Here is a 26,048-nt window from a genome sequence, read left to right as displayed (position 1 = left end):
AGCCGACCTACCCATCTCCTACCTTTGGCTTCCTAACCTAAGCCACTAGCAAAGTGCCCACCGGAACCCTGCTCCTCATCGACGACGAAGCGCGGCTGCGCCAGCTGCTGGCCCAGGTGCTGGAGCTGGAAGGCTACACCGTGCTGCAAGCGCCGGATGCCTACCGGGGCCTAGGGCTGCTGGGGCAGCACGCCCAGGAGGTGCTGGTGGTGCTCAGCGACGTGAAGCTGCCCGATGCCCACGGCGTCGATTTGCTGCCCCGCTTCAAGGCGCTGGCGCCCGAGGCCGAGGTGGTGCTGCTCACGGCCTACGGCACCATCCCCGACGGGGTGCGGGCCATGAAGCAGGGCGCCTTCGACTACCTCACCAAGGGCGATTTTGAGCAGCAGCTGGTGGTAGTGGTGGAGCGCGCCGCCGAGAAAGCCCGCCTGCGCCGCCGCGTGGCCGAGCTGGAAAAGCGCATGAGCCAGGGCCACACCTTCGACAGTATGATTGGCGAGGCGCCCGCCCTGCGCCGCGCCCAAGCCCTGGCCCGCCAGGTGGCGCCTACCGACAGCACGGTGCTGCTCGAAGGCCCCACCGGCGCGGGCAAAGAGCTATTTGCCCAGGCGCTGCACCAAGCCAGCGGGCGCAAAAGCAAGCCCTTCGTGGCCGTCAACTGCTCGGCCTTCCCCAAGGATTTGCTCGAAAGCGAGCTGTTTGGCTATAAGAAAGGCGCCTTTACGGGGGCGCTGGCCGACAAGAAGGGCCTGCTGGAAGAAGCCAACGGCGGCACGCTGTTTCTGGACGAAATCGGCGAGCTGGAGTTGAACGTGCAAGCCAAGTTCCTGCGGGTGCTGGAGTTGCAGCAGTTTACCAAGCTCGGCGACACCAAGCCGACCAAGGTGGACGTGCGGCTGGTGGCCGCCACCAACCGCAACCTTAAGCAGGAGGCCGCCGAGGGGCGCTTCCGGCCCGATTTGTACTACCGCCTTTCGGTGTTCACCATCGTGGTGCCGCCGCTGGCCGACCGCCGCACCGACGTGCCGCTACTGGCCGCGTTTTTCTTGCAGCACTTCGCCGCCCGGCTGGCCAAGCGCCTGCCCGGCTTCGAGCCCGACACGCTGGTGCTGCTGCAAGCCTACCCCTGGCCCGGCAATGTGCGCGAGCTGAAGAACGTGCTGGAGCGCGCCGCCATCCTGGCCCCGGCCGGCGAGCTGCTGGCCCCCGCCTACCTGCCCGACGAGTTTCACGCCGGCACCAGCCCTAGGCCCCCTGCCGACGACGAAAGCCTGCGCGGCCTCGAAGCGCGCCACATCCGCCGCCTGATGGGCGAGCTGCTGGGCAACAAGCCCGAAGTAGCCAAGCGCCTGGGCATCGGTCTGACGACGCTCTACCGCAAGCTGCAGGAGTACGGGGTGGAGTGAAGCAGTAAAGGCGGTCATGCTGAGCGCAGCCGAAGCATCTCTACCGAACAACGACACCCCAGGGGGCGTGGTAGAGATGCTTCGGCTGCGCTCAGCATGACCGCTTTTCAATTCAATTAATATATACGGAATCGTAGCCTAGGGGCAATGTTGGGGTAATACGAGCGCGGGAATTTTGCCGGCTAATTCCAGCTCCATCCCCTGTAAAATGCCTAAGCACTACCCGCTGCTAGCCCTCCTCCTTGGCACCGCCGCCCTGGCCAGCTGCCAGAAGGATGTCGACGCCCCGGCCACCGCCAGCTACCCCGCCTACGCCGAAGCCTCGAACCCCAAAACCTTGGCCACCGCCCCCAACGGCACGGTGCTCTACAACGGCGGCTTCGGCTCGGCCCTGGCGCCCGACCCCAGCGACCCCACCGTATTCTACCTGCTCACCGACCGTGGCCCCAACGCGGCCGGCGTGGCCCCCAACTCCATCGTGTTTGGCAAGGCCGATTTCACGCCCCAGATTGGCAAGTTCCGGCTCAAGGACAACCAGCTGACGCTGGAGCAAACCATCCTGCTGAAGAACTCGGCCGGCCTGCCCCTCACCGGCCTGCCCAACCCCGCCGGCCAGGGCAGCACCGGCGAAACCGCCCTCGACCTGAGCGGCAACGCCCTCGGCACCAGCGCCGACGGCATCGACTCGGAAGGGCTGGTGCTGGCCCCCGATGGCACGTTCTGGATTAGCGACGAGTACGGCCCGCATATTGCGCACTTCGACGCCACCGGCAAGCAGCTCGAGCGCATCAACCCCTTCGGCACGGGCCAGGGCGGGCGCACGCTGCCGCTGGTGCTGGCCCGCCGCCGCCCCAACCGCGGCATGGAAGGCCTCTGCCTCACGCCCGACGGCAAAACGCTGGTGGGCCTCATGCAGTCGCCGCTCTACAACCCGTCCTCCTCAGCCGTGAGCGGCTCCACGGTGCTGCGGGTGGTCACGTTCGACCTGGCCAGCGGCGCCACCAAGCAGTACGCCTACTTGATGGAAAACGCCAGCCTAACGGGCTGCAGCGAAATCGCGGCCATCAGCGGCACCACCTTCCTGGCCTTGGAGCGCGACGGCCTCTACGGCGGCGACGCCAGCAAGCCGGCCGCCCTCAAGCGGGTGTACAAATTTGACCTGGCCGGCGCCACCGACATCTCGGATGCCAGCAACGCGGCCGCCGGCAAGCTCTACAATGGCCAGACCGTGGAGCAGCTCAAAGACCAGGCGGGCCTGGCGGCGGCCGGCGTGGTGCCCGTCACCAAAACGCTGGTGCTCGACCTGCTGGGCTCGGCCATTTCGCCGGTGTACCCGCACGACAAGGCCGAGGGCCTGGCCCTCCTCGGCAACGACGTACTGGCTATTTCCAACGACGACGATTTTGGCGTGGTGGATAACGGCAGCAATGGCTTCGCGCCCAAAATTTTGCCCGCCACCGGCAAGGTCGATGTCAATCGCATCTATTTTGTGAAGCTCGATAAAGCCCTGCGCTAAGCAGTACAGCTAGTAGGCCAACAAAGAAGGCCGTCAGGCTGAGCCCCGCGAAGCATCCCTACCGAACGGAACTCCTAGAGACGCGGTAGAGATGCTTCGCGGGACTCAGCCTGACGGCTTTGCTGCACCTGGTTCCACTTGAACCCTAGCCCCCTACGCGCCCGCTGGCTTACGCTCGATATAGCCGGTGCGGAAGTAGTGATTGGGCTTCAGGTACACCACGCCCGCTTGCAGGTCGAGGAAGGTGTTGAACCGCTTCAATACCTCGTTGCCCAGGATGTGCAGGTGCTTGTTTTTGAAGAGCTTACTGCCAGTCAGCTGCTGGACAGGCACGTTCTTGAGCTTGAATTTTCCGAGCTGCAAAACGGCCAGGTTTTTCGTGAGCACCGGAATTTCGTTGCCCTGCGCCCCGTGCATTACCACCTTCTTTATCAGCGGCATCTGGTCCGTTGGGAAGGTGCTCTGCTTTAGTAGCTCGTCGTCCAGCATGGCCGTGCGCTGGTAGCCGCTATCGAATAAAAAGGAGGCGGTGTTTACCACGCCGCTCTGCTTCAGCGCGCCGGTAATCAGCAGCAAGTCCTTTTCAAACGCAAGGGGCAGCTTGGTGTAGCGCTTACTCTCGGCTACGCTGGGCGGCAGGGCAGCGTGCACAATCAGCAGGTTCTTGTCGTAGTCCAGCTCCACAACTTTGCCCTTAAACAAGTCCCAGCCGAAGCGGCCATCCGTTTCGTGCGCCGTCAGCTCGGCGTCGTAGACTTTGGTGCGGTAGGTAGTCGCGCCGATTTTCAGGTCGTACACCGTGCTGTAGAGCGTGGGCGCCGACTTGAGCTTGTGTTGCCGCACGCTATTTATTAGCACCAACTCCGTGGTGCCCGTGTCGAAGTTCAGGTTTAGCGTATCCGCTTTGTTGAATACCGCCCGCACGTACATATTATTTTGCGCGTTCATTTTGAAGGGAATCGTATCGCGCAGCACATTGGGCTGAGCTGCTCCCTGAAAAGCGAGGTGCAGCAGAACAATCAGTAGCAGGTGTTTCATGGTGTATGCGCTTAAGGAGAAAACAGCTACGGCCCCTGTGCTGCTCGTAGCGCAGGCTACGCCAGCACCTAACCCTCCTAGCTCTGTGCGCAAAGTAAATGGCTGGGCTGATGCTATTGATAGCGTTTAGCATGTAAATCTGTTTTTTACGCGCCGTTTCAACTACCCTCAACGTGAAGTATTTGCTCCTGCCATTCCTGCCATTCCTGCTGCTCCTGCTCGCCTTGCCGGCCCTGGCCCAGCAGCAGCTGGTGGTGCTGGGCGTAGCGCAGGACGGCGGCTACCCCCAGGCGGGCGCCACCGGCGAGTACGCGGCCGTGGCGCTGGGCTTGCGCCAGCGGCAGCAGGTGGTGGCCCTAGGGGTGGTGGACGAGGCCGCCCAGCAGAAATTCCTGTTTGAGGCCACGCCCGACCTGCCGGCCCAGCTCTTTGCCCTCAACCAGTACCTGCCCACGCCGGGCACGCTGCCTACCGGCATCTTCCTCACCCACGGCCACATCGGGCACTATACGGGGCTGCTGCACCTGGGCCGCGAAGCGCTGGGGGCCAGCGCCGTGCCCGTGTACGCCATGCCGCGCATGGCCGACTTCCTGACCCGCAACGCTCCCTGGAGCCAGTTAGTGGCATTGCGCAACATTGCCCTGCAGCCGCTGGCGGCCGGCCAGGCGATGGTGCTGAACCCCAAGCTGCGCGTGACGCCCTTCCTGGTGCCGCACCGCGACGAGTTTACCGAAACCGTGGGTTATGCTATTCAGGGTCAGCATAAAACGGCCATTTTCATCCCCGACATTGATAAGTGGAGCCGGTGGGACCAGCGCCTGCCCGAAGTCATCAAACACGCCGACTACGTGCTGCTCGACGGCACCTTCTACCGCAACGGCGAAATTGCGCGTGACATGGCCGAGGTGCCCCACCCCTTCGTGGAAGAAACTCTGCGCCTGCTGGCCGACCTGCCCCCTAGGGAGCGCGCCAAGGTCTACTTCCTCCACCTCAACCACACCAACCCCTTGCTCGACCCCGGCAGCGCCGAGCGGCGCGAGGTGCAGCGCCTGGGCTTTCACGTGGCCAGCGAAGGCCTGGAGCTACCGCTGTAATGGCCGGGCCGCAAAAACGATAAGTAGGTTCTGAATGGTACGCTACGGCTGTCATGGCGAGCTTGCGAAGCAATCGCAATCCGAACAACGCTCTAGGGTCTCGTCTGGGTTGCGATTGCTTCGCAAGCTCGCGCTGGTAGTGTAGCGTAACGTTGAAACGATATGTCTTTAAAAACGCAGATTCGCCTGGGCGTTTTCATTATGCTGGGCCTGCTCCTGAGCTTGGGCAGCTACGTGGTGTTCACCATTCACCAGCTTGAAAGCGAGGCGCCGCCGGTGCAGGCGGCCAATGCGCGGCTGGCCCAGCAAGCGGTCTTCTTGTTTTTGAGCATTAGCACGCTGCTGGGCATCACGCTGATGGTGCGCCTGCCGCGCCTGGTGACGCGCCCGCTGCACCGCCTCACGGCCGATGTGGAGCGCGTGGCAGGGCCGGGGCCGGCTACGCGCGTGGCGGTGGTCAAAAACAACGAGGTGGGCACCGTGGCCGCCGCCGTCAACAGGGTGCTGCGCCAGGCCGAAGACGAGCGCCGCGCCACCCTGGCCGAACTGATAACCCAGCAAAACCGCACCAATAGCCTCGTGCGCGGCCTCGACGAGGGCCTGCTGCTCATCGACCAGCACGGCCTCGTGGTGCTGGCCAACCCCGTGGCCTGCCAGCTGCTGGGGCTGCCGGCGCCGGCGCTGCTGGGCCAGCCCGCCGCCCAGGTGGCCGCCCACTGCCCCATGCTGCACGAGTGGCTGCAAACGCTGGCCGCCCTCGAAGCGGCCTGGGCCACGCCCGACCCCGCCGACGAGGCGGCCCTGCTGGAGGCGGGCGGACCCATCTTCACGGTGCGGCCCCACGGCGAAAATAAACACTACCAACTCAGCATCAGCCCGGTGCAGGAGTACAACGAGCAGCTAGAGCGGGCCGTGCCGGCCGGGCACGTACTCTGCCTACGCGACGTGTCGGTGTTCAAGAACCTCGACCAGGTGAAATCGGAGTTTCTGGCCACCGTGAGCCACGAGCTGAAGACGCCGCTGGCCAGCATCAACCTCAGCCTGATGCTGATGCGCGACGAGCGCCTAGAACCCGAGCGGCGCCAGGAAATTGCCGACGGCATTCGTTCGGAAACGCAGCGGCTGCTGGGCATGGTGGGCCAGCTCATTGAGGTGGCGCGGCTCGACGCTGGCAAGCAGATTCAACTGCGCCTAGGGCCGGTGCCGCTGCCCGAGGTGGTGCGCTACGCCACCGACACGGTGCGCGCCCAGCTCACCGACAAGCAGTTGCAACTGCACGTGCAGCTGGCCGAGCCGCTGCCCGCCGCCCTGGCCGACGTGGAAAAGACCACCTGGGTGCTCATCAACCTGCTGGCCAACGCCATCCGCTACTCGCCCCACGGCGCGGCGCTCACGGTGCGGGCGGTGCCCTGGGGCGAGATGGTGCAGGTAAGTGTAGAGGACGAGGGCCCCGGCATTGCCAAGGAGCACCACCAGCGCATTTTTCAGCGCTTTGGCAGCCTAGGGGCGCCGGGCGGCGGGGCACCGGCGCGGGGCAGCTCGGGCCTGGGGCTCAGCATCTCGCGCGAGTTTATTACGGCCCAGGGCGGGCAGCTGTGGGTCGAAAGCCAGCCGGGGCACGGCAGCTGCTTCACCTTTACGCTGCCAGCGGCCGCGTAAAGCCCGCCTGCGCGAGCGCCGCCGGGCCGCGGTGCTGGCACTGGCTGAGCCAGGCGGTGAGGGCACCCTCCTCGGCAAAAAACGCCGCGCGGTGCCCGGCACTGGGCGGCGCATCGGTGGGCGGCACGGCGCTGCTCAGCCCACTTGGCAGCTGGCGCAGCAGCTGCGGCGAGAGCAGGTAGCCCAGGTACACGGGGGCCGCCAGGGCACCAGGCAGCTGCGGCAAGAACTTGTCGGTCAGCCACTGCCGGGCTTCGGCTTCGGCGGCGTTGCAGCCCCGCAAATCGACCTGCCAGTAGGGGCAGCCCACGGCCACGGCCAGGGCCAAAATGGCGCGGTAGCCTACCCGAAACTCGGCGCCCGATACCGGCCGCCGCCAGCGGCACACGAGCAAGTGCAAATCGGGCCGGTAGGTGAGGGCCAGAAAATCGGGGACGGCGGCGGGGGTGAAGGGCGTCATGGCAAAATCAGTGGCAGTAGTTTTACTAGCTAATGGCCGGCGCGCCCCAAGGGGCGGGCCGGGTCGTGTTCACGTAGTTTTCCCCCATCCAGTGCAGTCTGACTCGTTGTTCGTTGGTAAGTTTAGCGGCCTTGTAAAAGCATTGCATGAAGCCTGGTTTACCAGCCTTCACCCTAGCCAGAGTCCAAAACTGCCCCTAGGGTGGCACGCCGGCCGGGCGCGCTCGGCTAATCCGGTGGTTCAGTCGGCCAAGCGGGCGGTTTCTTCGCGCGCCGGCCGGGCGCCGCTGGCCGGCGCGGGGCGCACCCTGGGCGGCCAGTCGGGGCCGACGTATTCGGCGGCCTTGCTTTTTATGCTGCCGCTCGTTTTGGCGGGGCCAGCTGCCGCGCAGCTGCCCGCTTCGCCAGCGGCCCCGCCGCCCACCCGCCCCGCCGCTTCTTCTGCTACCGCGCCCGTGCCCGATTTCTCGCCCGCCCAGTACCCCGTTTATGCCGGCTCCGACCTGGGCCTGACTTTTGAGGCGCGCACCGGCGCGGGCACGCTGCGGGTGTGGGCGCCCACGGCCACCGCGCTGCGCCTGCGCCTGTACGCGGCCGGCAGCGGCGGCAGCCCTAGGGCCACCCACGCCCTCCAACGCGGCCCCCAGGGCACCTGGGTGCTGCGCCTGCCGCCCGGCACCAGCGGCTTTTACACGGTGCAGGCTACTATTGGCCAGCGGGTGATGGCCGAGGTGTGCGAGCCCTACGCCCGCGCCGTGGGCGTAAACGGCCGCCGCGCCGCCTGGCTCGACCCCAGCCGGGCGGCGCCGCCCGGCTGGGCTCAGGACCGCCGCCCGCCCCTCGCCCACCCCACCGACGCGCTAATCGGCGAGGTGAGCGTGCGCGACTTGTCAGCGGCGGCTAGCGCGGGCATCCAGCACCGGGGCCAGTACCTGGGCCTCACCGAGCGCCACACCAGCGGCCCTGACGGCGTGAGCACCGGCGTGCAGCACGCCCTGGACCTGGGCGTGACGCACCTGCACCTGCTGCCCACCAACGACTTCGCGGCCATCGACGAAGCCCGCCCACCCAGCCCCGACCGCTACAGCTGGGGCTACGACCCGCTCAACTACTTCGTACCCGAGGGCAGCTACGCCACCGATGCCCAAGACCCGGCCGTGCGCATCCGCGAGTATAAGCTGCTGGTGCAGAGCCTGCACCAGCAGGGCCTCGGGGTCATTGCGGACGTGGTGTTCAACCACGTGGCCGACGCGGGCACCAGCGCCTTCGAGCAGCTGGTGCCGGGCTACTACTTCCGCCACACTGCCGATGGTAAGCTCTCGAACGCCACCGCCTGCGGCAACGAGGTGGCGTCGGAGCGGCCTATGGTGCGCCAGCTCATCGTGGACTGCGTAAGCTACTGGGCCCGCGCCTACCACGTCGATGGCTTCCGCTTCGACCTCATGGGCGTGCTCGATATGGGCACCATGCGCGCCGTGCGCCAGGCGCTGGATGCGGTGAGCCCCCAGCTGCTGGTGTACGGCGAGGGCTGGGCGGCTGGCCCTAGCCCCCTGCCCGAAGCCCAGCGCGCCGTGAAGGCCAACCTGCCCCAGCTGCCGGGCATCGCGGCGTTTGGCGACGAGCTGCGCGACGGCGTGAAGGGCCACTACGCCCGCCAGGCCGAGGGCGGCTTCGTGGGCGGCCAGCCCGGCTTGGAAGAGAGCGTAAAGTTCGGCATCGTGGGCGCCGTGCAGCACCCGCAGCTTGACTACCAAAAGGTTAATTACAGCAAAGCGCCCTGGGCCACCCAACCCGGCCAGGCCCTCAACTACGTAGCCTGCCACGACGACCGGGTGCTGTGGGACAAGATGCGCGTAGCCCACCCCACCGCCACCGAGCAGGAGCTAACGCAGATGGACGCCCTGAGCAACACCATCGTCTTCACGGCTCAAGGCATCCCGTTTTTGCCCCTAGGCGACGAGTTTCTGCGCACCAAAAAGGGCGCCAGTAACTCCTACAACCTGCCCGACAGCATCAACGAGCTGGACTGGGCCTTGAAGGCTAAAAACCGGGCGGTGTTTGCCTTCTACCAGCAGCTGCTGGCTTTGCGCAAAGCGCACCCCGCCTTCCGGCTGCGCACCCAGGCCGAGGTGGCCCAGCACCTGGTTTTCCTGCCCGGCGCGCCGGCCGGCACCATCGCCTACCAGCTGCGCGCGCACGCGGGCGGCGACGCCTGGCAAACCATTACGCTGGTGTTTAACGGCCTGCGCCAGGCCGCTACCGTGCCGCTGCCCGCCGGCCAGTACCAGGTAGTGCTGCGCGGCCTAGGGGTCGATTTGCTGGCCAAGGAGGCCCTAGGGGTAGCTGCCGCGGGCATCAGCGTGCCCGCCTGCTCGGCGCTGATTTTAAAGCAGTAATAGAAGCCGGTGAAGACGGTCATGCTGAGCTTGCCGAAGCATCTCTACCGCGCCGCCTGGATTGTTCGGTAGAGATGCTTCGGCTGCGCTCAGCATGACCGCCAGTTTTACTGCACTGCTAATGCTGGAGCTGAATCTGTTGCGGAGCTTCCTTCCTGCGCCGATACGAAGGCCACGATATTCTTAATATTCTGGTCAGTAAGGTTAGGGAAAGCGGGCATCTGCTGCTTACTGTAGTCGCCGTAAAGTCTCACGGCGTACTCGTCGCCGCTGGCAATAACCTTGGCCGAGTTATGCACCCAAGGGATAATCCAGTTGATGGAGCGGCGCTTGGTAATGCCCGCCAGTGCGGGTCCTACCACCTTCTCATTCACGGCGTGGCACTGGGCGCAGTTGCTTTTGAAGAGCGCATCGCCGGCCGCAATGGCGGCGGCTTCCTGCGGGTTGGCCGGCACGTAGGCCACGACCGTCGCCCGTAACGAGTCACCCATTCCAGCTTTACCCAGGCTATCAATCGGCATCGCCGCTGTTTCCTCGGTTGGTGCGAGCTGCACTAAGCCGCCGGCGCTGAGGGCCACAAAGCCAAGCAGTAAAACAATGAGCCCCATGCTAACGGCCAGGGCAAAGCCGGAGTAGTTGGTACGCATAGCGCGGGCTGGCTTCGCTAGTGACAGCCAGGCCACAAGTACAACCAGCGGCCGCGCTTTTTGCTTACTGCCGAAGGAATATTTTCATCAAAAAATCACTGTTTTTTACTGCACCTGCCGGCCCTTCCAGCGGTAGCCGCCGGCCCCGCGCCCGGCCAGCCCCACGGCCAGCGCGTAGGGCGCATATAGCAGCTGCAGGGGCAGTAGCCACGCCAGCCAGCGGCGGCGGCGCAGCAGGCCCAGCACCGGCCCCAGCAGCCAGGCATCGGCGGTTAGCTTGAGCACCCAAGTGGCGGCCACCCAGGGCCGCAGCGCCGGCCAGGCCAGCCCTAGGGCCAGGCCCAGCGCCAAGGCCACGTTGGTGCCCAGCACCAGCAGGGCCAACTGGCGCGGGGCGGCCGGGCGGTAGTGCGGGTACTTGCTGGCCCAGCGCACCCGCTGGCGCAGCAGGGCCCCGAGGGTAGCCGGCGCGGGCGTATCGACCACGGCGCGGGCGTCGGCCAGAAAGCGGATGCCACCGGGGTAGCGCTGGTGCAGCTTGTGCAGCAGAAACTCGTCGTCGCCGCTGGCCAGGCGGGCATTGTCGGCGTAGCCCCCCACCGCGTGGAAGCTGGCGCGTCGAAAAGCCAGGTTGGCGCCGTTGCACATGGTGGGCCGGCCCCGCCCGATGCAGCCCGCCCCCACGCCCATCAGCCCCGCAAACTCCAGTGCCAGCAGCCCGTCAAACCACGCGCCGCCCGGCGTGAGGCGCACCGGCCCGCTGATGAAGTGAATGGGTGAATGCTTGAAGGAGTGAGTTTGCAGCAAGGTAGCGTAGGCGGCCAGCCAGCCGGGGCCGGGGCGGCAGTCGGCGTCGGTGCACACCACCCAGGGCGCGCGGGCCTGGGCTTCGGCGGCCGTGAGGGCGGCTTTCTTGCCCGCGTGGCCGGGCGGCAGCTCTACGAGGCGCAGGCTGAACGGCGCGGTGCGGGCCACTTGCGCCACCACGGCCGCCGTGGCGTCGGTGGAGTGGTCGTCGGCCACAAGCACCTCGAAGCAAGCGGGTAGCAGCGACTGCGCCCCTAGGGCCGCCAACAGCGTGGGCAGCGCATCGGCCTCGTTGCGGGCCGCCACGAGCACCGAGAAAAGCAGCTCCTGGCCAGCAGAGTTGCCTTCAGCTTGGGGCGCGTCATCGCCTTGGCGCTCACCCCACCCCCGGCCCCTCCCCTCCGGGAGAGGGGAGCCTGACGAGTTCAGTACCGCGCCGCCGTGGCTCCCCTCTCCCGGAGGGGAGGGGCCGGGGGTAGGATTTGGCGCCCAGGTGTGGGTTGCAAACCCAACGCCTGCGTCAACTTGTAGCTTCTTGAAAGCCGCCCGCAGCCAGGCCCACACGCCGGCGTAGAGGGCCGCTACCAGCAGCAGGCTGCCGCCAATCAGCGCGGCCATGCTAGCGGCGGCGCTTTGCGCGCAGCACCCGCAGGCCGGGCAGCAGCAGCAGCCCCAGCGCGCTCGGCAGCGCAATGTTAAGCACCCACAAACTGAGGCTGGCGCTGAGCACCGGCAGTGCCGGCTCACCCAGCAGCCCGAAGAGGTGGGTGGCCGTCAGCTCGCGCACGCCCACGTCGGCCAGAGCATTGAGCGAGGGCACCAGCGACTTGAACAGGAACGTGCCCGCCACCGCCGCCAGCGCCGGCCCCAGGGCCCCGCGCACCCCGTAGGCGTGCAGCAGCAACAGAAACTGCCCGCAAAACACGGCGTAGCGCGCGCCCGACAAGGCCAGCACCGCATGCAGCTCGCGGCTGGTGTAGGTGGGCATCACGGCCAGGTAGCGCCGGAAGCGTCGCAGCGGCCGCACCAGAGCCAGGGCCGCCAGCAGCAGGCGCGTGCGGTAGAGCGGCAGCAGGGCCAGGGCCGCCCCTAGGGCCCCCGCCACCAGCACGCCCGCCTGCGCCGCCGGGTAGCCCGCTAGGTAAAACCGCAGCGCGAAGTACAGCAGGCCCGCCCCGCCCGCCAGCACCGTGGCCACCAGCTGCGCGTAGCGCCCCAAAAACACGGCCCCCACGGCATCGAGCCGCCGCCGGCCGGGCAAGGTCAGGATGCGAGCGGCGTAGTCGCCCACCCGGTTGGGGGTGGCGAAGCCCAGCGTGAGGCCTAGCAGCACCGCCCGCAGGCTGCGCCCAAAGGAGTGCCTAGGGCTCAGGTGGCTGGCCAGGCGCTGCCACTTCCAGGCTTCGAGGCCCCAGTTGAGGGGCACCAGGGCCAGGGCCGCCAGCACCGGGCCGCGCCCCGCGCCGCCCAGCGTGGCGGCCACCAGCTGCTGCCAGGCCCGCGCCGTGTCGGGCGCGGTAAACACCGAGCGGTAAAGCAGGCCTAGGGTGAGCAGCGTGAGGCCTAGCTTGGCCCAGCCCACCCAGGCGGTGCGGCGGGGGCGCCGGGGCGGTGGGGCGTAACTTTGCGTGGTATGGCCGCCCCGCGCACTCCCGCCCCCCTCGCCCCGCGGCAGCCGCCCGCCGAGAAGATTATCATGGGCGTCGACCCCGGCACCCAGATTCTGGGCTTCGCCCTCATCGAGGTGCGCGGGCAGCGCGTGGACGTGCTCACCTACGACGTGCTCAACCTGAAGTCGCTCGGGACCAACCATGCCGTAAAGCTAAAGCGCATCTTCTCGCGGATGCTGGAGCTGATTGACGAGTACCTGCCCGACGAGCTGGCCATCGAGGCCCCCTTCTTCGGCGTCAACGTGCAGAGTATGCTCAAGCTGGGCCGGGCCCAGGGCGTGGTCATTGCCGCCTGCCTCTCGCGCGATATCCCATTCGTGGAATACGCCCCTACCAAGGTAAAGCAGGCCGTTACGGGCTCGGGCTCGGCCGATAAGGAGCAGGTGGCCCGCATGCTGCGCCAAACCCTGGCGCTGCCGCCCGTAGAGGAAGCCCCCAAGTTTCTGGACGCCACCGATGCGCTGGCCGTAGCCCTGTGCCACCACTACCAGCAGGGTAACAACGCCAAGGCGGGCACCAAAAGCTGGGACAAGTTCTTGGCCGACAACCCCGCCCGGGCGCTGGCCACCACCGCCAAGCCCGCCCGCCCCGGCGCCAAAACCCCGCGCTAAGCAGTCCAACTCGGCCTTGGCATTCAGCAATTTTCGAGGAATTTTAACCCAGAAACCCCCTGGTTTGGGATTATCGTTTGTACTTATTAAATAATCGATTGGCGTTTGTAACAGTCGTGGTTTTTCTTGTCTTATCTTTGCAATAGAAAAATAACACGCCGTCTTCTATTAAGCTAAAAACTACCCCGCTACTTCCTTCTGCCTTCCTTACTTCTTCTCAACCGAAAACAACCTTTTTACTCATGCGCCTCTCGCCAGCTCTCCGCCTCTGCATCGCTTCTGCCGCCTTCATGCTGTCGCTGCCTTCGCTGGCGGCCAGCCACGAGCCCAGCGCCAAAACGCTGAAGACCCCGAAGGCCCCCGCCAAGCGCACCGTGGCCCTGGGCGCCCCCGCCGCCAAAGCCGCCGCGGCCCCCGCCGCAGTGGTCCCCGCCGCCGCCCCGGCCGCTCCCCAGCAGGTAGTGCTCACGGGCGTGGTGCTGCTAACTGACGGCAAGCCCTGCCCCGGCGCCAGCGTATTTATGGCCAACGCCCCGCGCCAGCTGGCAGTAACCAACGCCCGCGGCGAGTTTTCGCTGGCGGTGCCGGCGGGTAACCCCGTGGCCATCAAGGCCGACTACTTCGGGGTGGGTAGCACCCGCCTGGCCCTCGACCAGCCCAGCGGCCAGCCGCTGCGCCTGACCCTAGGCCGCTAAGTTTTTGCCGGAGTACGGCCAGAAAAAAGGCCCTTTCCCTCGGCGGGAAAGGGCCTTTTACGGCTTTAATAGTAGCTTGCAGTGAAACGCGGGTCGCCCCCATTCCGGCTATCTTTGGCCTAGTAGCAAGCGGCCAGCCCTGGTTGACTGGCGCCGCAAGGTGCTGCAAGCTATGCCGCTTATTTTTGCCGAACCCGCTGCGCCGCTGCCAGCAGAAGCCGAACTGCAAGCCCTGCGCCTGCTGGCCGACCTCAACCCGCACCCCGTGCTGCGCTTCGACGCCCAGGGCCAACAGCTGTATGCCAACCAGGCCGCCCGGCAACTGCTGGGCGGCCTGGCCCCGGCCCAGCAAGCGCTGGTGAGCGAGCGGCTAAGCGCGGCGCTCCTGGCGGGGGGTAGCCCGCTTATTGAGGTGGGCGAACGCTTTTTTCGGGGGCAGGCGGTGGCGTCGGTTCCCCCGGCGGGCAGCCTCACGCTGTACCTGGTCGAGATTACCGAGCAGGTGCTAGCCGAGCGCCAGCTGGCCGAGCAGCGCAGCCTGATTGAGCAGATACTGGACACGACGCCCAACCCCGTATTTGTGCGCAATGCCCAGGCCGAGATAGTATTTGCCAACCGGGCCTCGGTGGAGCTACGCAGCCAAACCAGCCACCTGCACCCCACCCACGCCCAGCCCGCCACCCCGCCGCTGGCCCAGGAAATAGCTAGCTACCAAGCCAATGACGCCCACGTGCTGGCCACCGGCGAGCAACTCACCAGCGAAGGGCCGGTAACGCTGGCCACGGGCGAGCAGCGCTGGTTTCGCACGGTGCGGCGCCTGCTGGTGCGCCCCGATGGCGAGCGCCAGGTGCTGGGCATCAGCACCGACATTACCGCCCAGCGCGTAGCCGTGCGCGGCTTGGAGCTGCGCGACCAGCAGTACCGCGACCTAATGGCGCACTCGCAGGCGCTCATCTTTACCCACGACCTGGCGGGCAAGCTGCTGAGCGTGAACCCCGCCGGGGCCGCCCTGGTGGGCTGCCCCGCCGAGGCCATGGTGGGCGTACACCTGGCCGAGGGGGCCCTGCCCGCCTACCGCGCCGAGGTGGCTGCCTACCTGCAGCAGGTAGCCACCCAGGGCGGGCACCAGGGCGTGATGGCCCTAGCCCCGCCCGGCCACGAAAAGCCCCGCTACGTGCTCTACCACACGCACTTGGTGCGCGAGGAAAGCCAGGCACCCTACGTAGTGGGCTACGGGCAGGACATTACCGAGCGCATTGAGGCCGAGCGCGCCCTGAAGCAGGCTAAAAATGCGGCGGAAGCGGCGGTGAAGGCCCGCGAAAACTTTTTGGCCAATATGAGCCACGAGATTCGTACCCCTCTCAACGGGGTGCTGGGCATGGCCGGGCAGCTGGCCCGCACCGCCCTCGACAGCCGCCAGCAGGAGTTTTTGAGCACCATCCGCCACGCCGGGCAGCACTTGCTGCACATCATCAACGACGTGCTCGACATGGCCAAAATCACGTCGGGCAAGCTCGAGCTGGAGTCGCAGCCCTTCAATCTCTGCGACTCGATGTACGAGTGCCTGCAGCCGCTGGTCGCCCAGGCCCAGGAAAAAGGCATCGAGGTAACGGGCACCCGCCTGCAGAAATCGTGCCCCCAGCCCTGGGTGCTGGGCGACGCCTACCGCCTCAACCAGATACTGCTGAACCTGGTGGCCAACGCCATCAAGTTTACCGAGCCAGGCGGGCGCATTGTGATAGTGGGCCAACTGCTGGCCGAAACCGAGGCCACCATTACGGTGCGCTTCAGCGTGGCCGATACTGGCATTGGCATTGCCTACGACAAGCAGGAAGCTATTTTTGACGGCTTCACCCAGGCCTACGCCGATACCACGCGGCGCTACGGCGGCACGGGCCTAGGGCTCAGCATTTCGCGGGCGCTAGTAGAGCAGCTGGGCGGCAGCCTGCGCCTGAGCAGCGAGCCGGGCCTAGGCAGCACGTTCGCCTTTGTGCTCACGCTGCCTAAGGCCCCCTCGCCCCTAGCCCCCGCCCCCACGGCCCCCTACGACACGGGCGCGCTGCGGGGCCGGCGCGTGCTGGTGGTAGAAGACAACGAGATAAACCGCACTGTGGCCCGCCTGCTGCTAGAGGACTGGGGCGTGGTAGTGGAGGAAGCCGAGGATGGCCGGGCCGGTGTGGACCGCGTGCGCGACGACGCGCCCTACGACCTGGTGCTGATGGATATTCAGCTGCCCGTGCTCAACGGCCTCGATGCCACGGCCGCCATCCGGGCCCTGCCCGACGCCGAGCGCGCCCAGGTGCCCATCGTGGCCCTCACAGCCAACGTCTTTAAGTCGGACCGCGACCACTACCTGGGGGCCGGCATGCAGGCCTGCCTCTCGAAGCCGTTTGAGGAGGAGGACGTGTACCGCACGCTGCTGCGCGTGCTGCCCACCCCGCGCAGCTTCGACCTGACCCGGCTGCGCCAGATGGCGCGGGGCCGCGAGGAATTTGTAGTGAAGATTATCCGCTCGTTTTTGCGCAATATGCCGGGTAGCCTGGCTGCCCTGCGCCAAGCCATGGACAGCGCCAACTGGACGGAGGCGGCCAAAATCACGCACCACATCAAGCCTAGCCTCGAGTCGCTGGGCCTGGTGGACGTGGCCGACGCCGTGCGCCTGCTGGAGGCCGCCCCGGCCGATAGCCACGCCGCCCTGCGCGCCGCTGCCCTGCGCCTACTTATGCAAGGCGAGCTAGCCCTAGCCGAACTGCCCCACGAGCTACCAGGAGGGATTAGGAGCTAGGAGTAAAGAATTAAACAGGGGGCCTGCTGAGCCCCTGTTTAATTCTTTACTCCTACAAGCTTTCGAGGCGGCGCATAAACTCTTCCTGGTACGACTTGCCTATCGGAATCTCGTACTGCATCAGTTTGAGCAGACCATCCTCAATGGCCTCGATGCGGCGAGTATTTACGATGTAGGAGCGGTGCACGCGCACGAAGTGCGCAAAGGGCAAACGCTCGCTCAGGGCCTTGAGGGTGAGGTAAACAATGTGCTTGTGGGTTGGCGTCACCAGCACCGAGTACGTTGACAGCGCTTCGATGTAGAGCACCTCATCGAAGTTGACGCGCACGGTTTTGGTGCCCACTTTCACAAACAGCTCGGAGCTGGCGGGCGTAGCAGGTGGGGGCGGAGTGGGCGCGGCCGGCTGGGCGGCCATCACTCGCGCTACGGCCTGCTGAAAGCGCCCAAACTCCACGGGCTTTACCAGGTAGTCGACGGCCTGAATGTCGAAGGCTGCCACGGCAAACTCGCGGTGGGTGGTCACCAGCACGATGGCGGGGCCGGGGCGTGGCAGCAGTTTGGCCAGCTCCAGGCCGCTGAGCATGGGCATTTCCACGTCGAGCAGCAGCAAGTTGCAGTGCCCGCCCTGGCGAAAAAACTCGAGGGCCTCGAGGCCGCTGGCCAGCGAAGCCGTCAGCGTCAGTTCGGGCGATAAGTCCACGAGATGCTCAAGGGTCAGGCGGTTAATCTCATTATCATCGACGATGACGCAGGCAAGCGGGGCAACACTCATAAGCAAAGAAAGGTACCGAGCAAGCCGGTAGCGCGGACTTGCTCTCAACGGCTGGTGGTTGGCAGCTGCAAGCTACCACCAGTCGGCCGCATCTACGGGATACTGCCCGACCAGGACTGCGCCCGCCCTAGGCCCCGCGCTCACCTGAGCGCTGGCACTAAGCTACTCATTTTATAGCCAGCGCTATGCCCGGCCAAAAACTTTCGCTTACTCGCCTCTTTTGCGGCGCCCGCCGGGGGCCGACGCCTTGCCAGCCGCCGGGGGCCTAGGGCTTGGGCTGCTTCAGCTTGGGCCAGGGGTAGCTGCGCGACCATTCCTGGAAGCCGCGTACTTGGAGGGGGTGGGCCGCCAGCCACTGCCGCACCTCGGGGGCATTAGGCTGGGCGCTGTGGGTGAGGTAGGCGAAGGCCGGCACGAAGCCGCGCCGCTCCATCTCGGCAAAGTAGGGCGCGTAGTAGGTGCGCGCAAAGCCGCGGCCGGCCTGGGGCTGGCGCTCGCCCAGGGCCCGGCACAGCGCCCCAAACTGGTCGATAAATTTCTCGAGCTTGGTTTTGTGCTGGCTGGCGTCGCTCAAGCTAAAAGCGCCCTGCATGGCCAGCAGCACTTCCTCGGGCCCGAAGTCATCGCCCACCCGGCCGCCATCGGCGCGCAGGCCCGAGGCCGGCACGCTTAGCTGCACGTGGTTGCCGCTGGGCTGGGCGGCCACGCCCTGCAGCATCACTTGGTCGAGCCACTGCTGGCGCTGCTGGCTGCGCGGGCCAGTGGGCTCCAGCACCAGGAAGCGGGCCATGGCCAGCAGCCCCGGCACCCGCGCCCCCAGCTGCAACTGCGTGATGCCCAGCAGCATGTGCGCGCTGGCCTGGTCGGGCTGCAAGGCTACTGCGTAGCGAAAGCTGGCGGCCGCCCCCTCGTAGTCGCGCTGCCCGGCCAAGGCAATCCCTTCGTTGAGGTGCAGGTTGGCATCGGTCGGAAAGTACTGAATACCTTGGCGATAAGCCGCCAGGGCCTCGGCGGGGCGGCTATCGGCCAGGCTGCGGCCATACACCGCGTACACGAATGGGCTCACGCGGGGATTCTCCTGCACCAGCTGCTGGCAAAGCGCGGCGGCCTCGTCGTTGCGGTCGAGGGCATTGTAGGCCATGGCCAGCTCGGCGCGGGCCAGGGGGCTAGTGGGCGCCAGGTCGAGGGCCTGCTGGTACTTGGCTAGGGCCTCGGTGTAGCGGCCGGCGTCGTAGAGGCCAATGCCATCGCGCACCAGCTCGGCCGCCGAGGCGGTAGCGGGGGCATCGGCTGGGGCGGGGGTTTGGGCGCGGGCCACCCCTAGGGTAGCGGCCAGCAGCAGCGAGAGTAGCAGTTTGTTCATAGTAGTAGAGTGGTAGAGTGGGGGAATGAAAAGCCGCCCAGGGCGGCCGAAAAGGCTAAGGCACGTCGGGCACGTCAATCTGGCCGCGCAGGTAGGTGACGGCGTAGCCACCAATATCCACGCGGTCGCCGCGCAGGCGGCACCACAGCTCGCCGCCGCGGGCCGACTCCTGGCGGGCAAAAAGCTCGGTTTTGCCCAGCTTGGCGGCCCAGAAGGGGATGAGCGTGCTGTGGGCCGAGCCCGTGACGGGGTCTTCGGGCACGCCCACTTCGGGGGCGAAGAAGCGCGACACAAAATCGACGCCCGCCGGGCCGGGGGCCGTGGCGACTACCCCGATGTAGCCCAGCTTTTCGAGGGCCGCGAAGTGCGGGCGCAGGGCCAGCACTTCGTCGGCGTGGGCAAACTCGACCACCAAGTCGCGGGCGGCCAGCACGGCCAGGGGCTGGGCGGCGCCGGGCCCCAGGGCCTCGGTGAGGGCCGGGGGTACTTCTACCGCGGCCAGGGGCCTAGGGGGCCGGCTGGGGAAGTCGAGCACCAGGCGGCCGTCGACTTCGCGGCGCACGCGCAGCAAGCCGCTCTGGCTCTCAAACGTTACCTCGGCTTTGGCAAAGCCGAACTCCTGCCACAGCACGTGGGCCGTGGCCAGGGTAGCGTGCCCGCAGAGGTCAATCTCGAAGGTGGGCGTAAACCAGCGCAGGTGAAAATCGGCCGCCGCTTCGGCGGGCAAAGGCACGAAGAAGGCGGTTTCGGCCAGGTTGTTTTCGGCCGCAATTAGCTGCATGGTTTCGGCGGGCAGCCAGGCGGGCAGCGGGCACACGGCGGCCGGGTTGCCAGCGAAGGGCCGGCGCGCAAAGGCGTCTACTTGGTACAGGGGCAGGGTCATGCGGCCTTCTACGCAGTTGAGGTTAGCTCGACTGTGTATAAGCACAAATATGCTGGTTTAAGTACCACTACGCAAGCCTTAGCGCAACTTTATTATGGGCCGTACGGCGTTCAGCTTCAGCCGCGTGCGGGCGCTCTTGCGTTGAAGGCACTATGCCAGACCAAGCCAGTGAAAAACAAGATAGCCAGGAGGCGCAGGAACGCAGTGCGCCCTCGGGAAAAGTGATATACCGCGCCATTCTGGCCGAGGGCCAGGAAGAGTTGGAGCGCCCGTCGGCCGCCCTGTTTTGGTCGGGGCTGGCGGCGGGCCTTTCCATGGGTTTCTCGATGATTGCCGAGGGCCTGCTGGAGCGCTACCTGCCCGAGGCGCCCTGGCGGCCGCTGGTGGCCAACCTAGGCTACAGCGTGGGGTTTCTCATCGTCATTCTGGGCCGGCAGCAGCTGTTCACCGAAAATACCCTCACCCCTATCCTGCCGCTGCTGCAACAGCCCACCTGGGCCTGCCTGCGCAACGTGGGGCGGCTGTGGGGCATTGTGCTGTTTACCAATTTAGTGGGCGCTTTTTTACTGAGCCTGGTCGTAGTGCACTCCACAGTTTTTGAAGCCGAGGCCAAGGCGGCGTTTGTCCACATGGGGAAGTTGGCGCTGGCCCCCGGCTTCGGCACGGTGCTGCTGCGGGGCATCTTCGCGGGCTGGCTTATTGCCCTCATGGTGTGGCTGCTGCCCTTTGCCGAGGAAGGCCGCATCTGGGTTATTATTTTCCTGACCTACGTGGTTGGGGTCGGCCATTTCAGCCACGTCATTGCGGGGTCGGTGGAGGTGTTTACGCTGGCCGCCGCGGGCAAAACCACCTGGGCGGCGGCGCTGGGCGGCTTCACGGTACCAGCGCTGCTGGGCAACATCCTGGGCGGGGTGTCGCTGGTGGCCGCCCTCAACCACGCCCAGGTGACGGCCGGCCAGGACGAGGGCAATGAACAATGAGCCATGAGCAACAAAGAACGTCATGCTGAGCGCAGTCGAAGCATCTCTACCACGCCCCTAGGGCATCGTGCGGGAGAGATGCTTCGGCAAGCTCAGCATGACGTTCTTTGTTGCTCATGGCTCATTGCTCCTCACCCATGCCCTCCCCGATTGAATCCTGGCAAACGCTTTCCTCCGAATTAGTTTTCGCCCACCGCTGGTACCAGCTACGCCGCGACCACGTGCGCCTGCCCAGCGGCCAGGAGCTGGACGACTACTTTGTGAGCGTGCGGCCCCACGTGGTACTCACCTTTCCGCTGACTGCTGACAACCAAGTAGTTTTTGTGCGCCAGTACAAGCACGCCGCCGGCGAAATTCTGCTGGAGCTGCCCGGCGGCGTAGTCGATGCCCACGAAACGTCGGTGCCCGAAGCTGCCCGCCGCGAGTTGCTCGAAGAAACCGGCTACGCCCCCGACCAGCCCCTGGAGCACCTGCTCGACACCTACGACAACCCCACCAAAGACACCAACCAAATTTCCTTCTTTTTGGCCCGCGACGTGCGCCCCGTGGCCGCTCAGGACCTGGACGAAACCGAAAACATTGAGGTAGTGCTGGTGCCGCTGGCCGACGTAGAAGCCCGCATTTTGAGCGGCGACATCCGGGTATCGGGCTCGGTGGCGCTGTGCCTGCTGGCTTTGCGCCGGCTGGGGGCCTAGGGGCTAGTGCTGGCTACTCACCCGCTTGCTCTGCTAAGTTCAGCGCCATTTCCAGAATGCGCTGGGCCCGTTCGGCACCAAAAAGCTGGTCGAACTCGGGCGAAGCCAAGATGCGGGCCGTGAGGGCCGGCGACGTGATATATTCCTTCCCTAACAGGCCCGGCGCCACAATGCGAAACCCCGGCTGGCCCGGCGTAGTATCCACTAGCACCTGTAGCGTATACGTGTGCAGCAGCGTTGAAAACAGATTTGCCATTGGTTTTAAAGGGAGGAGACGTTAGGGCAGCTTTAGCTGCATCGCTGTTACCCGAAAGTAATTACGCCTACTCTTATTCACTATGCCAACCACCACCGATTATCACCCCATCGACTGCCACTTCTACGACGTGCTGGAGGCGGCCGCCACGCGCCACCAGCAAGTGTATCTACAGTATTTCAGCGACTTGCGCGAGCTGCGCCAGGGTCCGGCCACGCTCAAAACCTTCGTTACCCGCGAGGGGGCCGAGTACACCATCCTGGCCTCGGGCGAGGAAATCCGCCTCGACCGCATTATTCGGCTCGACGACACGCCCGCCCCGGCCTTTGCCGACTACCCCGACTTTCGCTGCGGCTGCTAGCCAAGCGCGGCCGGGTGTTGCCCGCGCGCTTGACTGTCAGTAGGTTTGTGGCCTAGGCTAGCGCGGCTGCGCTAGCAGTTCGCTCCAACTGCCTATGTCGTTTCGGGGATTTTTACTTTCGCTGCTGCTGCTCGCCGGAGCGGTGCTACTGGTGTTTCTGGGGCTGCAGTGGCTGCACGTGGGCACGGGGCGGCTAGTCGATTGGGTGGCGGGCGTGGCTATTCTCTGGTGGTTCGCGGTGGTGCTCATCCTGCCCTGGAACGCCCACTTCGCCGCCCTCGACGTGGTAGAGCAGGCCCGCGATGCTGCCGCCCAGGGCATTGCCGTGCCTGCCGATACGGTGGCTTATGCCCAGCGCGTGGCGCGGCGGTTTCGGCAGCTAGCCGTGGGGCTGCACCTGGCCACGGCGGCGGTGCTGCTCGGGCTGGCCTACTTCGGGCTGGTGCCGCTGGGCTACTGGGCCGCCGGGATAGCGCTGGCCCTCACGCTGGTGCGCCCCGCCGAGCGGGCCTACGAGCACCTGGCTACCCGCCTGCGCAACATGGGCCAGCAAATCCGCTACCCCCGCGAGGACGTAGCCGAGCTGCGCACCCGCGTGACCGAGCTGGAAACCGGGCAGAAAACCCTTGCTGCACAACTTGACGTGGACCGCGAAGGCTCTTGGGCAAGCTTGCAGGGCCAGAGCTTGGCCGCCCTGCGCCAGGCCATCGACCGCACCGACGGCCGCCTGGAAGAACTGAGCCGTCAGAACGCCCGCGACCACGAAGCGCTAACCCGCCAAACCGTGACGGAAATAGCCCGCCTCTCCGAAGATGCTCGCTTCCTCAACCAAGTGCGCGAGCTGATTCGCTTCTGGAAAGACGCCTAGGGTAACGCGCAGGGGCTAAAACCGTTCAGCGACAGCGCTTTCGGAATCAGGATACAGCTGAGTGTAGCGTCGCCTCCTTGCGTCTAATCGCCGGGCTTATTGAACAACGACGAGACGCAAGGAGACGTCGCTACACCCAGTCATTGAACGGCCCTAGCCCCTGCGCGCTAATCCCTAGCTTACGTCCAGTACTGGATGGGGGCCTGCGGGAAGCGGCGCTGCCATTCAGCGTAAAACCAAGTCTTTAGCTCCTGCATGGTGGGGCGGTCATACACGTATTTCACGCCCCCAAACTTGTTGCGCTTCTGGGCGCGGGTGCTTTCCTCCAGGTCGAGGGTGGTGGCGGGGTACCAGCCCAGCAGCACCTCCTTCGAGCCGGGCGTGAAGCGGTGGGTAATAAACTCCACCGTGAGGTCGAGGCCCGGCACGTCGGCGAGGGCCGCGTGCAGCCGGTCGAGCAGCTCGCCGTAGTGCTGCTGCCAGTCGGGCAGCGGCATGATGGGGGCCAGCACCACGCCTACCGGGTAGCCGCCGCCCCCTAGGGCCACCGGCAGCGCCAGCTGGCGTAGGGCCTGCAAGCGCGCCTCTACGCTGGCCGTGCCGCCTTCTAGCTGCCGGGCCAGGGGCTCGGCATTGAGCGAAGCGCGGGCGCGAGTATGGCCCTGGTGGGGCAAGCCCAGCAGGCTGCCCATGTGGTCGTACTTACTCACGAAGCGCAGCCGAGCCCCCTCGCGGCCCGCGAAGTAACCCACGGTTTCAGCCAGGGCCCCGGTGAGGTGCTCGATGCCCAGCACGTCGGTGTAGCAGCTGGCTTCGAAGCTCACCAGCTGGCCGGGGCGCTCGTACAACTGCGTGTTTTCGAGCAGCTTGGGTAGGTTGGCAAAGGCGCGCACCACGGGCGGCCCGCTTAGGCTGCCGGCCAGGTAGCAGTACTGGCAGTGGGCGGGGCAGCCCTCGGCCAGGTTGAGCTGGTAGTCGGCCGACGGAGGCGTGGGCTGCAGGCGCAGGGCGCCGGCGGGGGCTTTCACCACGGCCAGGGTGCTTTTGGCGGTGCGGTAAGTGGCGCGCTCGTCAGCACCGCGCAGGTTGGTGAGGCGGTTGCTTTTTAGTAGCTCAATGTCCAGCCCCAGGGCCGTGGTGCGGGCCAAGATTCGCTGGCCATACTCCTCATCCAGGGCATCGGGGGTGAAGACTACGCGCTTGGGCAGCCACAGCTTGGCGCCGTGGGCGCGGGGTGCACCGGGGGCAGCCAGGGTAGCGCCGGCCGCGGGCCCTAGGGCCGGGGCGGCGGGCAAAGCAGGGGCGTTCAGTACGGGGAGCAGCAGGTCGAGTTGCATTACATAGTAAACACCCTAGGGCCGCAAATAAGTCATTTCAAGCTAGCTTTGGCGGTTATTAGGCTCCTTGGCTGCCAGCACTTTGCGCATTTTGCCTCTTATTTTTTTGCATGCCTCCCACCCCTACCCCCACTGGCCCGGCCCCCAGCCTGCTGCACCCCCTAGCTGGCCACGAGCGGCTGGTATTTCTGAAGAACAGCATCACGAACCCGCTCATAGAGGTGGGCGACTACACCTATTACGATGACTTCGACGATGTGCGCAATTTTGAGCGCAATGTGCTCTACCACTTTCCCTTCGTGGGCGACCGGCTGCGCATTGGGCGCTTTTGCCAAATCGCCTCGGGGGTGAAATTTGTTATGAATGGCGGCAAACGAAGTTCAGCGAAGCTAACCACCGCACCGACTTATTCACCACGTTTCCTTTCCCGGTCTTCGGCCAGGGCTGGGAAGATGCTTTCGACCCCGCTACCTTCCCCAGCAAGGGCGACTTGGTGGTGGAAAACGACGTGTGGCTGGGCCACGATGCCCTGCTGATGCCCGGGGTGCGCGTGGGCAACGGCGCCATCGTAGCTACCCGCGCCGTGGTCACGAAGGACGTGCCGCCCTACGCCGTCGTGGCCGGCAACCCCGCCACGGTGGTGCGCCACCGCTACGACGAGGCCACCGTGGCGCGCCTGCTGGCCGTGGCCTGGTGGCACTGGGACGCCGCCAAAATCACCCGCCACCTGGCCGCCATCTGCGGCACCGACCTCGTGGCTTTGGAGCAAGCCACCTAGGCCGCCTTTGCGTATGCGGGGCATGACTACCCCCGCACCCCTTATCCTGACCCTCACGCTCGACGACGCTAGCCAGGCATTTTTCGACGAGCAGCGCCGCCGTTATTTTCCGCCCAGCCGCAACTACCTCGGCGCCCACCTCACGCTGTTTCACGCCCTGCCGGGCGACCAGGAAACGGCCATTGCTGCCTACCTGAGCCAGGAGGCCGCCCGCCTGCCCCCCCTAGACCTGGACGTGACGGGCGTTAAGTTTATGGGCCGGGGCGTGATGTATAGCCTGGACTGCCCGCCGCTGGGGGCGCTGCACCGGCGCTGGCAGCAGCATTGGCAACCCCTGGCGCTCACGGCCCAGGACCAGCAGGGCCTGCACCCCCACATTACGGTGCAAAACAAGGTGGACCCCGCCGAGGCCCGCGCGCTGCACGCGCAGCTGGCCGCAGATTTTGAGCCCTGGGCAGCCCTAGGCACGGGTCTGGCGCTGTGGGCCTACCGGGGCGGCCCCTGGGAGGCGCGGCAGCAGTGGCGGTTTGGGGCGGGCGGCTAGTGCAGCGGCACGTAGTCGGCCACCAGAAACTCGTGCAGCAAGTGCCGCACCGAGGTGCTTTTGGTCAGGGCCAGCAGGTGCTCGAGCTGCAGGTAGCCAGGCAGTTGGGTACACTGGCCGGGCACGGTGCAGGCAAAACTCATGTGCCAGTCCTGGAAGTCAGAAACGGGCTTGGGCCCGTCGGCCAGCAGCTCAAGCTTGCCGTGGCGAGGGTCGGCGGCCACGCGGCTGAAAAACTCCCGCAGCGGCGTTTCGGGCCCTTCCAGAATTTGCAGGAAGCGCCCGTCGCGGTACAGCAGCAGGCCGGTTAGCTGCGCCCGCTGGTGCTCGGCCCAGGCTTGCTGCAATAGCGTGAGCAGCGCCGCCTCGCTGAGGTTGGCGGTGGCTTCGCTCATATAGATAATGCAGTGTTGCGTCACTTGTTAGCA

At 66.0% G+C, this 26,048-nt stretch carries 24 protein-coding genes and 1 pseudogene; 14 read left to right on the top strand and 11 right to left on the bottom strand.

The features are described 5' to 3' along the window. Window positions 1–53: 53 nt before the first annotated feature. Together HHL22_RS01200 and HHL22_RS01195 are read left to right on the top strand one after the other, a co-directional pair. Window positions 54–1,406: a sigma-54-dependent transcriptional regulator gene (locus HHL22_RS01200; protein ID WP_169529147.1), complete on the top strand. Its 1,353-nt coding sequence runs from the start codon at window positions 54–56 to the stop codon at window positions 1,404–1,406. 208 nt (window positions 1,407–1,614) lie between these two features. Next, on the top strand, window positions 1,615–2,922 hold the full coding sequence (locus HHL22_RS01195) for an esterase-like activity of phytase family protein (RefSeq protein ID WP_169529146.1): 1,308 nt from the start codon (window positions 1,615–1,617) through the stop codon (window positions 2,920–2,922). Window positions 2,923–3,075: 153 nt separating this feature from the next. On the opposite strand, the gene HHL22_RS01190 is transcribed toward HHL22_RS01195, so the two are convergent. Continuing rightward, a complete protein-coding gene (locus HHL22_RS01190) occupies window positions 3,076–3,960 on the bottom strand; it encodes a clan AA aspartic protease (RefSeq protein WP_169529145.1) in 885 nt (294 codons plus the stop codon). 173 nt (window positions 3,961–4,133) lie between these two features. Here HHL22_RS01190 and HHL22_RS01185 point away from each other — a divergent pair, with 173 nt between their 5' ends. Both HHL22_RS01185 and HHL22_RS01180 read left to right on the top strand, forming a co-directional pair. Then, entirely contained in the window at window positions 4,134–5,054 is a 921-nt protein-coding gene (locus tag HHL22_RS01185) for an MBL fold metallo-hydrolase (RefSeq protein ID WP_206680673.1), read from the top strand. A 162-nt stretch (window positions 5,055–5,216) separates the two neighbouring features. Continuing rightward, window positions 5,217–6,713, top strand: coding sequence for a HAMP domain-containing sensor histidine kinase (locus tag HHL22_RS01180; RefSeq protein ID WP_169529144.1), 1,497 nt, complete (start codon window positions 5,217–5,219; stop codon window positions 6,711–6,713). On the opposite strand, the gene HHL22_RS01175 is transcribed toward HHL22_RS01180, so the two are convergent. Next, on the bottom strand, window positions 6,691–7,173 hold the full coding sequence (locus tag HHL22_RS01175) for a hypothetical protein (protein WP_169529143.1): 483 nt from the start codon (window positions 7,171–7,173) through the stop codon (window positions 6,691–6,693). The genes HHL22_RS01180 and HHL22_RS01175 overlap by 23 nt on opposite strands. Before the next feature lie 352 nt (window positions 7,174–7,525). Between HHL22_RS01175 and pulA the strand changes: the two genes are divergently transcribed. Continuing rightward, complete coding sequence (gene pulA, locus HHL22_RS01170; protein WP_169529142.1) at window positions 7,526–9,568, top strand: type I pullulanase; 2,043 nt, start codon at window positions 7,526–7,528, stop codon at window positions 9,566–9,568. 107 nt (window positions 9,569–9,675) lie between these two features. Here pulA and HHL22_RS01165 read toward each other — a convergent pair whose 3' ends face one another. The 3 genes from HHL22_RS01165 to HHL22_RS01155 all read right to left on the bottom strand — a co-directional run bounded on the left by HHL22_RS01165 (window position 9,676) and on the right by HHL22_RS01155 (window position 12,604). Continuing rightward, the gene (locus HHL22_RS01165) at window positions 9,676–10,059 is read right to left on the bottom strand and encodes a c-type cytochrome (RefSeq protein WP_241737937.1); all 384 of its coding nucleotides are present in this window, start codon (window positions 10,057–10,059) and stop codon (window positions 9,676–9,678) included. A gap of 261 nt (window positions 10,060–10,320) precedes the next feature. After that, entirely contained in the window at window positions 10,321–11,640 is a 1,320-nt protein-coding gene (locus HHL22_RS01160) for a glycosyltransferase (protein WP_169529141.1), read from the bottom strand. Between the two features lies 1 nt (window position 11,641). Beyond that, complete coding sequence (locus HHL22_RS01155) at window positions 11,642–12,604, bottom strand: lysylphosphatidylglycerol synthase transmembrane domain-containing protein (RefSeq protein ID WP_169529140.1); 963 nt, start codon at window positions 12,602–12,604, stop codon at window positions 11,642–11,644. A gap of 51 nt (window positions 12,605–12,655) precedes the next feature. Here HHL22_RS01155 and ruvC point away from each other — a divergent pair, with 51 nt between their 5' ends. The 3 genes from ruvC to HHL22_RS01140 all read left to right on the top strand — a co-directional run bounded on the left by ruvC (window position 12,656) and on the right by HHL22_RS01140 (window position 16,783). Next, on the top strand, window positions 12,656–13,303 hold the full coding sequence (gene ruvC, locus HHL22_RS01150) for a crossover junction endodeoxyribonuclease RuvC (RefSeq protein WP_169529139.1): 648 nt from the start codon (window positions 12,656–12,658) through the stop codon (window positions 13,301–13,303). A 290-nt stretch (window positions 13,304–13,593) separates the two neighbouring features. Continuing rightward, the gene (locus tag HHL22_RS01145) at window positions 13,594–13,998 is read left to right on the top strand and encodes a carboxypeptidase-like regulatory domain-containing protein (RefSeq protein WP_169529138.1); all 405 of its coding nucleotides are present in this window, start codon (window positions 13,594–13,596) and stop codon (window positions 13,996–13,998) included. A 172-nt stretch (window positions 13,999–14,170) separates the two neighbouring features. Further along, window positions 14,171–16,783 (top strand): ATP-binding protein, encoded by a 2,613-nt coding sequence (locus HHL22_RS01140; RefSeq protein ID WP_169529137.1) that lies wholly within the window; start codon window positions 14,171–14,173, stop codon window positions 16,781–16,783. Window positions 16,784–16,835: 52 nt separating this feature from the next. Here HHL22_RS01140 and HHL22_RS01135 read toward each other — a convergent pair whose 3' ends face one another. The 3 genes from HHL22_RS01135 to HHL22_RS01125 all read right to left on the bottom strand — a co-directional run bounded on the left by HHL22_RS01135 (window position 16,836) and on the right by HHL22_RS01125 (window position 19,801). Next, window positions 16,836–17,555, bottom strand: a complete 720-nt coding sequence (locus tag HHL22_RS01135; protein ID WP_169529136.1) for a LytR/AlgR family response regulator transcription factor — start codon at window positions 17,553–17,555, stop codon at window positions 16,836–16,838. A gap of 265 nt (window positions 17,556–17,820) precedes the next feature. Further along, window positions 17,821–18,918, bottom strand: a complete 1,098-nt coding sequence (locus HHL22_RS01130; protein ID WP_169529135.1) for a tetratricopeptide repeat protein — start codon at window positions 18,916–18,918, stop codon at window positions 17,821–17,823. A gap of 55 nt (window positions 18,919–18,973) precedes the next feature. Then, window positions 18,974–19,801, bottom strand: coding sequence for a PhzF family phenazine biosynthesis protein (locus tag HHL22_RS01125; protein ID WP_169529134.1), 828 nt, complete (start codon window positions 19,799–19,801; stop codon window positions 18,974–18,976). A 152-nt stretch (window positions 19,802–19,953) separates the two neighbouring features. Between HHL22_RS01125 and HHL22_RS01120 the strand changes: the two genes are divergently transcribed. Both HHL22_RS01120 and HHL22_RS01115 read left to right on the top strand, forming a co-directional pair. Beyond that, window positions 19,954–20,781, top strand: coding sequence for a formate/nitrite transporter family protein (locus HHL22_RS01120; RefSeq protein WP_169529133.1), 828 nt, complete (start codon window positions 19,954–19,956; stop codon window positions 20,779–20,781). 137 nt (window positions 20,782–20,918) lie between these two features. Next, on the top strand, window positions 20,919–21,476 hold the full coding sequence (locus HHL22_RS01115) for an NUDIX hydrolase (protein WP_169529132.1): 558 nt from the start codon (window positions 20,919–20,921) through the stop codon (window positions 21,474–21,476). Between the two features lie 13 nt (window positions 21,477–21,489). Here the strand turns inward: HHL22_RS01115 and HHL22_RS01110 are convergent, their stop codons facing one another. Continuing rightward, window positions 21,490–21,732, bottom strand: coding sequence for a hypothetical protein (locus tag HHL22_RS01110; protein WP_169529131.1), 243 nt, complete (start codon window positions 21,730–21,732; stop codon window positions 21,490–21,492). An 82-nt stretch (window positions 21,733–21,814) separates the two neighbouring features. Between HHL22_RS01110 and HHL22_RS01105 the strand changes: the two genes are divergently transcribed. Then, window positions 21,815–22,093 (top strand): hypothetical protein, encoded by a 279-nt coding sequence (locus tag HHL22_RS01105; protein ID WP_169529130.1) that lies wholly within the window; start codon window positions 21,815–21,817, stop codon window positions 22,091–22,093. A 94-nt stretch (window positions 22,094–22,187) separates the two neighbouring features. Continuing rightward, window positions 22,188–22,961 (top strand): hypothetical protein, encoded by a 774-nt coding sequence (locus tag HHL22_RS01100; protein WP_169529129.1) that lies wholly within the window; start codon window positions 22,188–22,190, stop codon window positions 22,959–22,961. Window positions 22,962–23,140: 179 nt separating this feature from the next. Here the strand turns inward: HHL22_RS01100 and HHL22_RS01095 are convergent, their stop codons facing one another. Further along, the gene (locus HHL22_RS01095) at window positions 23,141–24,298 is read right to left on the bottom strand and encodes a spore photoproduct lyase family protein (RefSeq protein WP_241737934.1); all 1,158 of its coding nucleotides are present in this window, start codon (window positions 24,296–24,298) and stop codon (window positions 23,141–23,143) included. Between the two features lie 110 nt (window positions 24,299–24,408). Here HHL22_RS01095 and HHL22_RS01090 point away from each other — a divergent pair. Together HHL22_RS01090 and HHL22_RS01085 are read left to right on the top strand one after the other, a co-directional pair. Continuing rightward, window positions 24,409–25,076, top strand: a pseudogene (locus tag HHL22_RS01090) (CatB-related O-acetyltransferase). Window positions 25,077–25,098: 22 nt separating this feature from the next. Next, window positions 25,099–25,620 carry a 2'-5' RNA ligase family protein gene (locus HHL22_RS01085; protein WP_169529128.1) on the top strand — a complete coding sequence of 174 codons (522 nt, stop codon included), beginning with the start codon at window positions 25,099–25,101 and terminating at the stop codon, window positions 25,618–25,620. Here the strand turns inward: HHL22_RS01085 and HHL22_RS01080 are convergent. Continuing rightward, window positions 25,617–26,015, bottom strand: coding sequence for a BLUF domain-containing protein (locus tag HHL22_RS01080; protein ID WP_169529127.1), 399 nt, complete (start codon window positions 26,013–26,015; stop codon window positions 25,617–25,619). The two genes, HHL22_RS01085 and HHL22_RS01080, sit on opposite strands and share 4 nt — an antisense overlap. Between the last annotated feature and the right edge of the window lie 33 nt (window positions 26,016–26,048).

The sequence above is a fragment of the Hymenobacter polaris genome (genome assembly GCF_012927305.1).
Classification (GTDB): Bacteria; Bacteroidota; Bacteroidia; order Cytophagales; family Hymenobacteraceae; genus Hymenobacter; species Hymenobacter polaris.
This window is presented reverse-complemented; position numbering and strand designations above follow the sequence as displayed.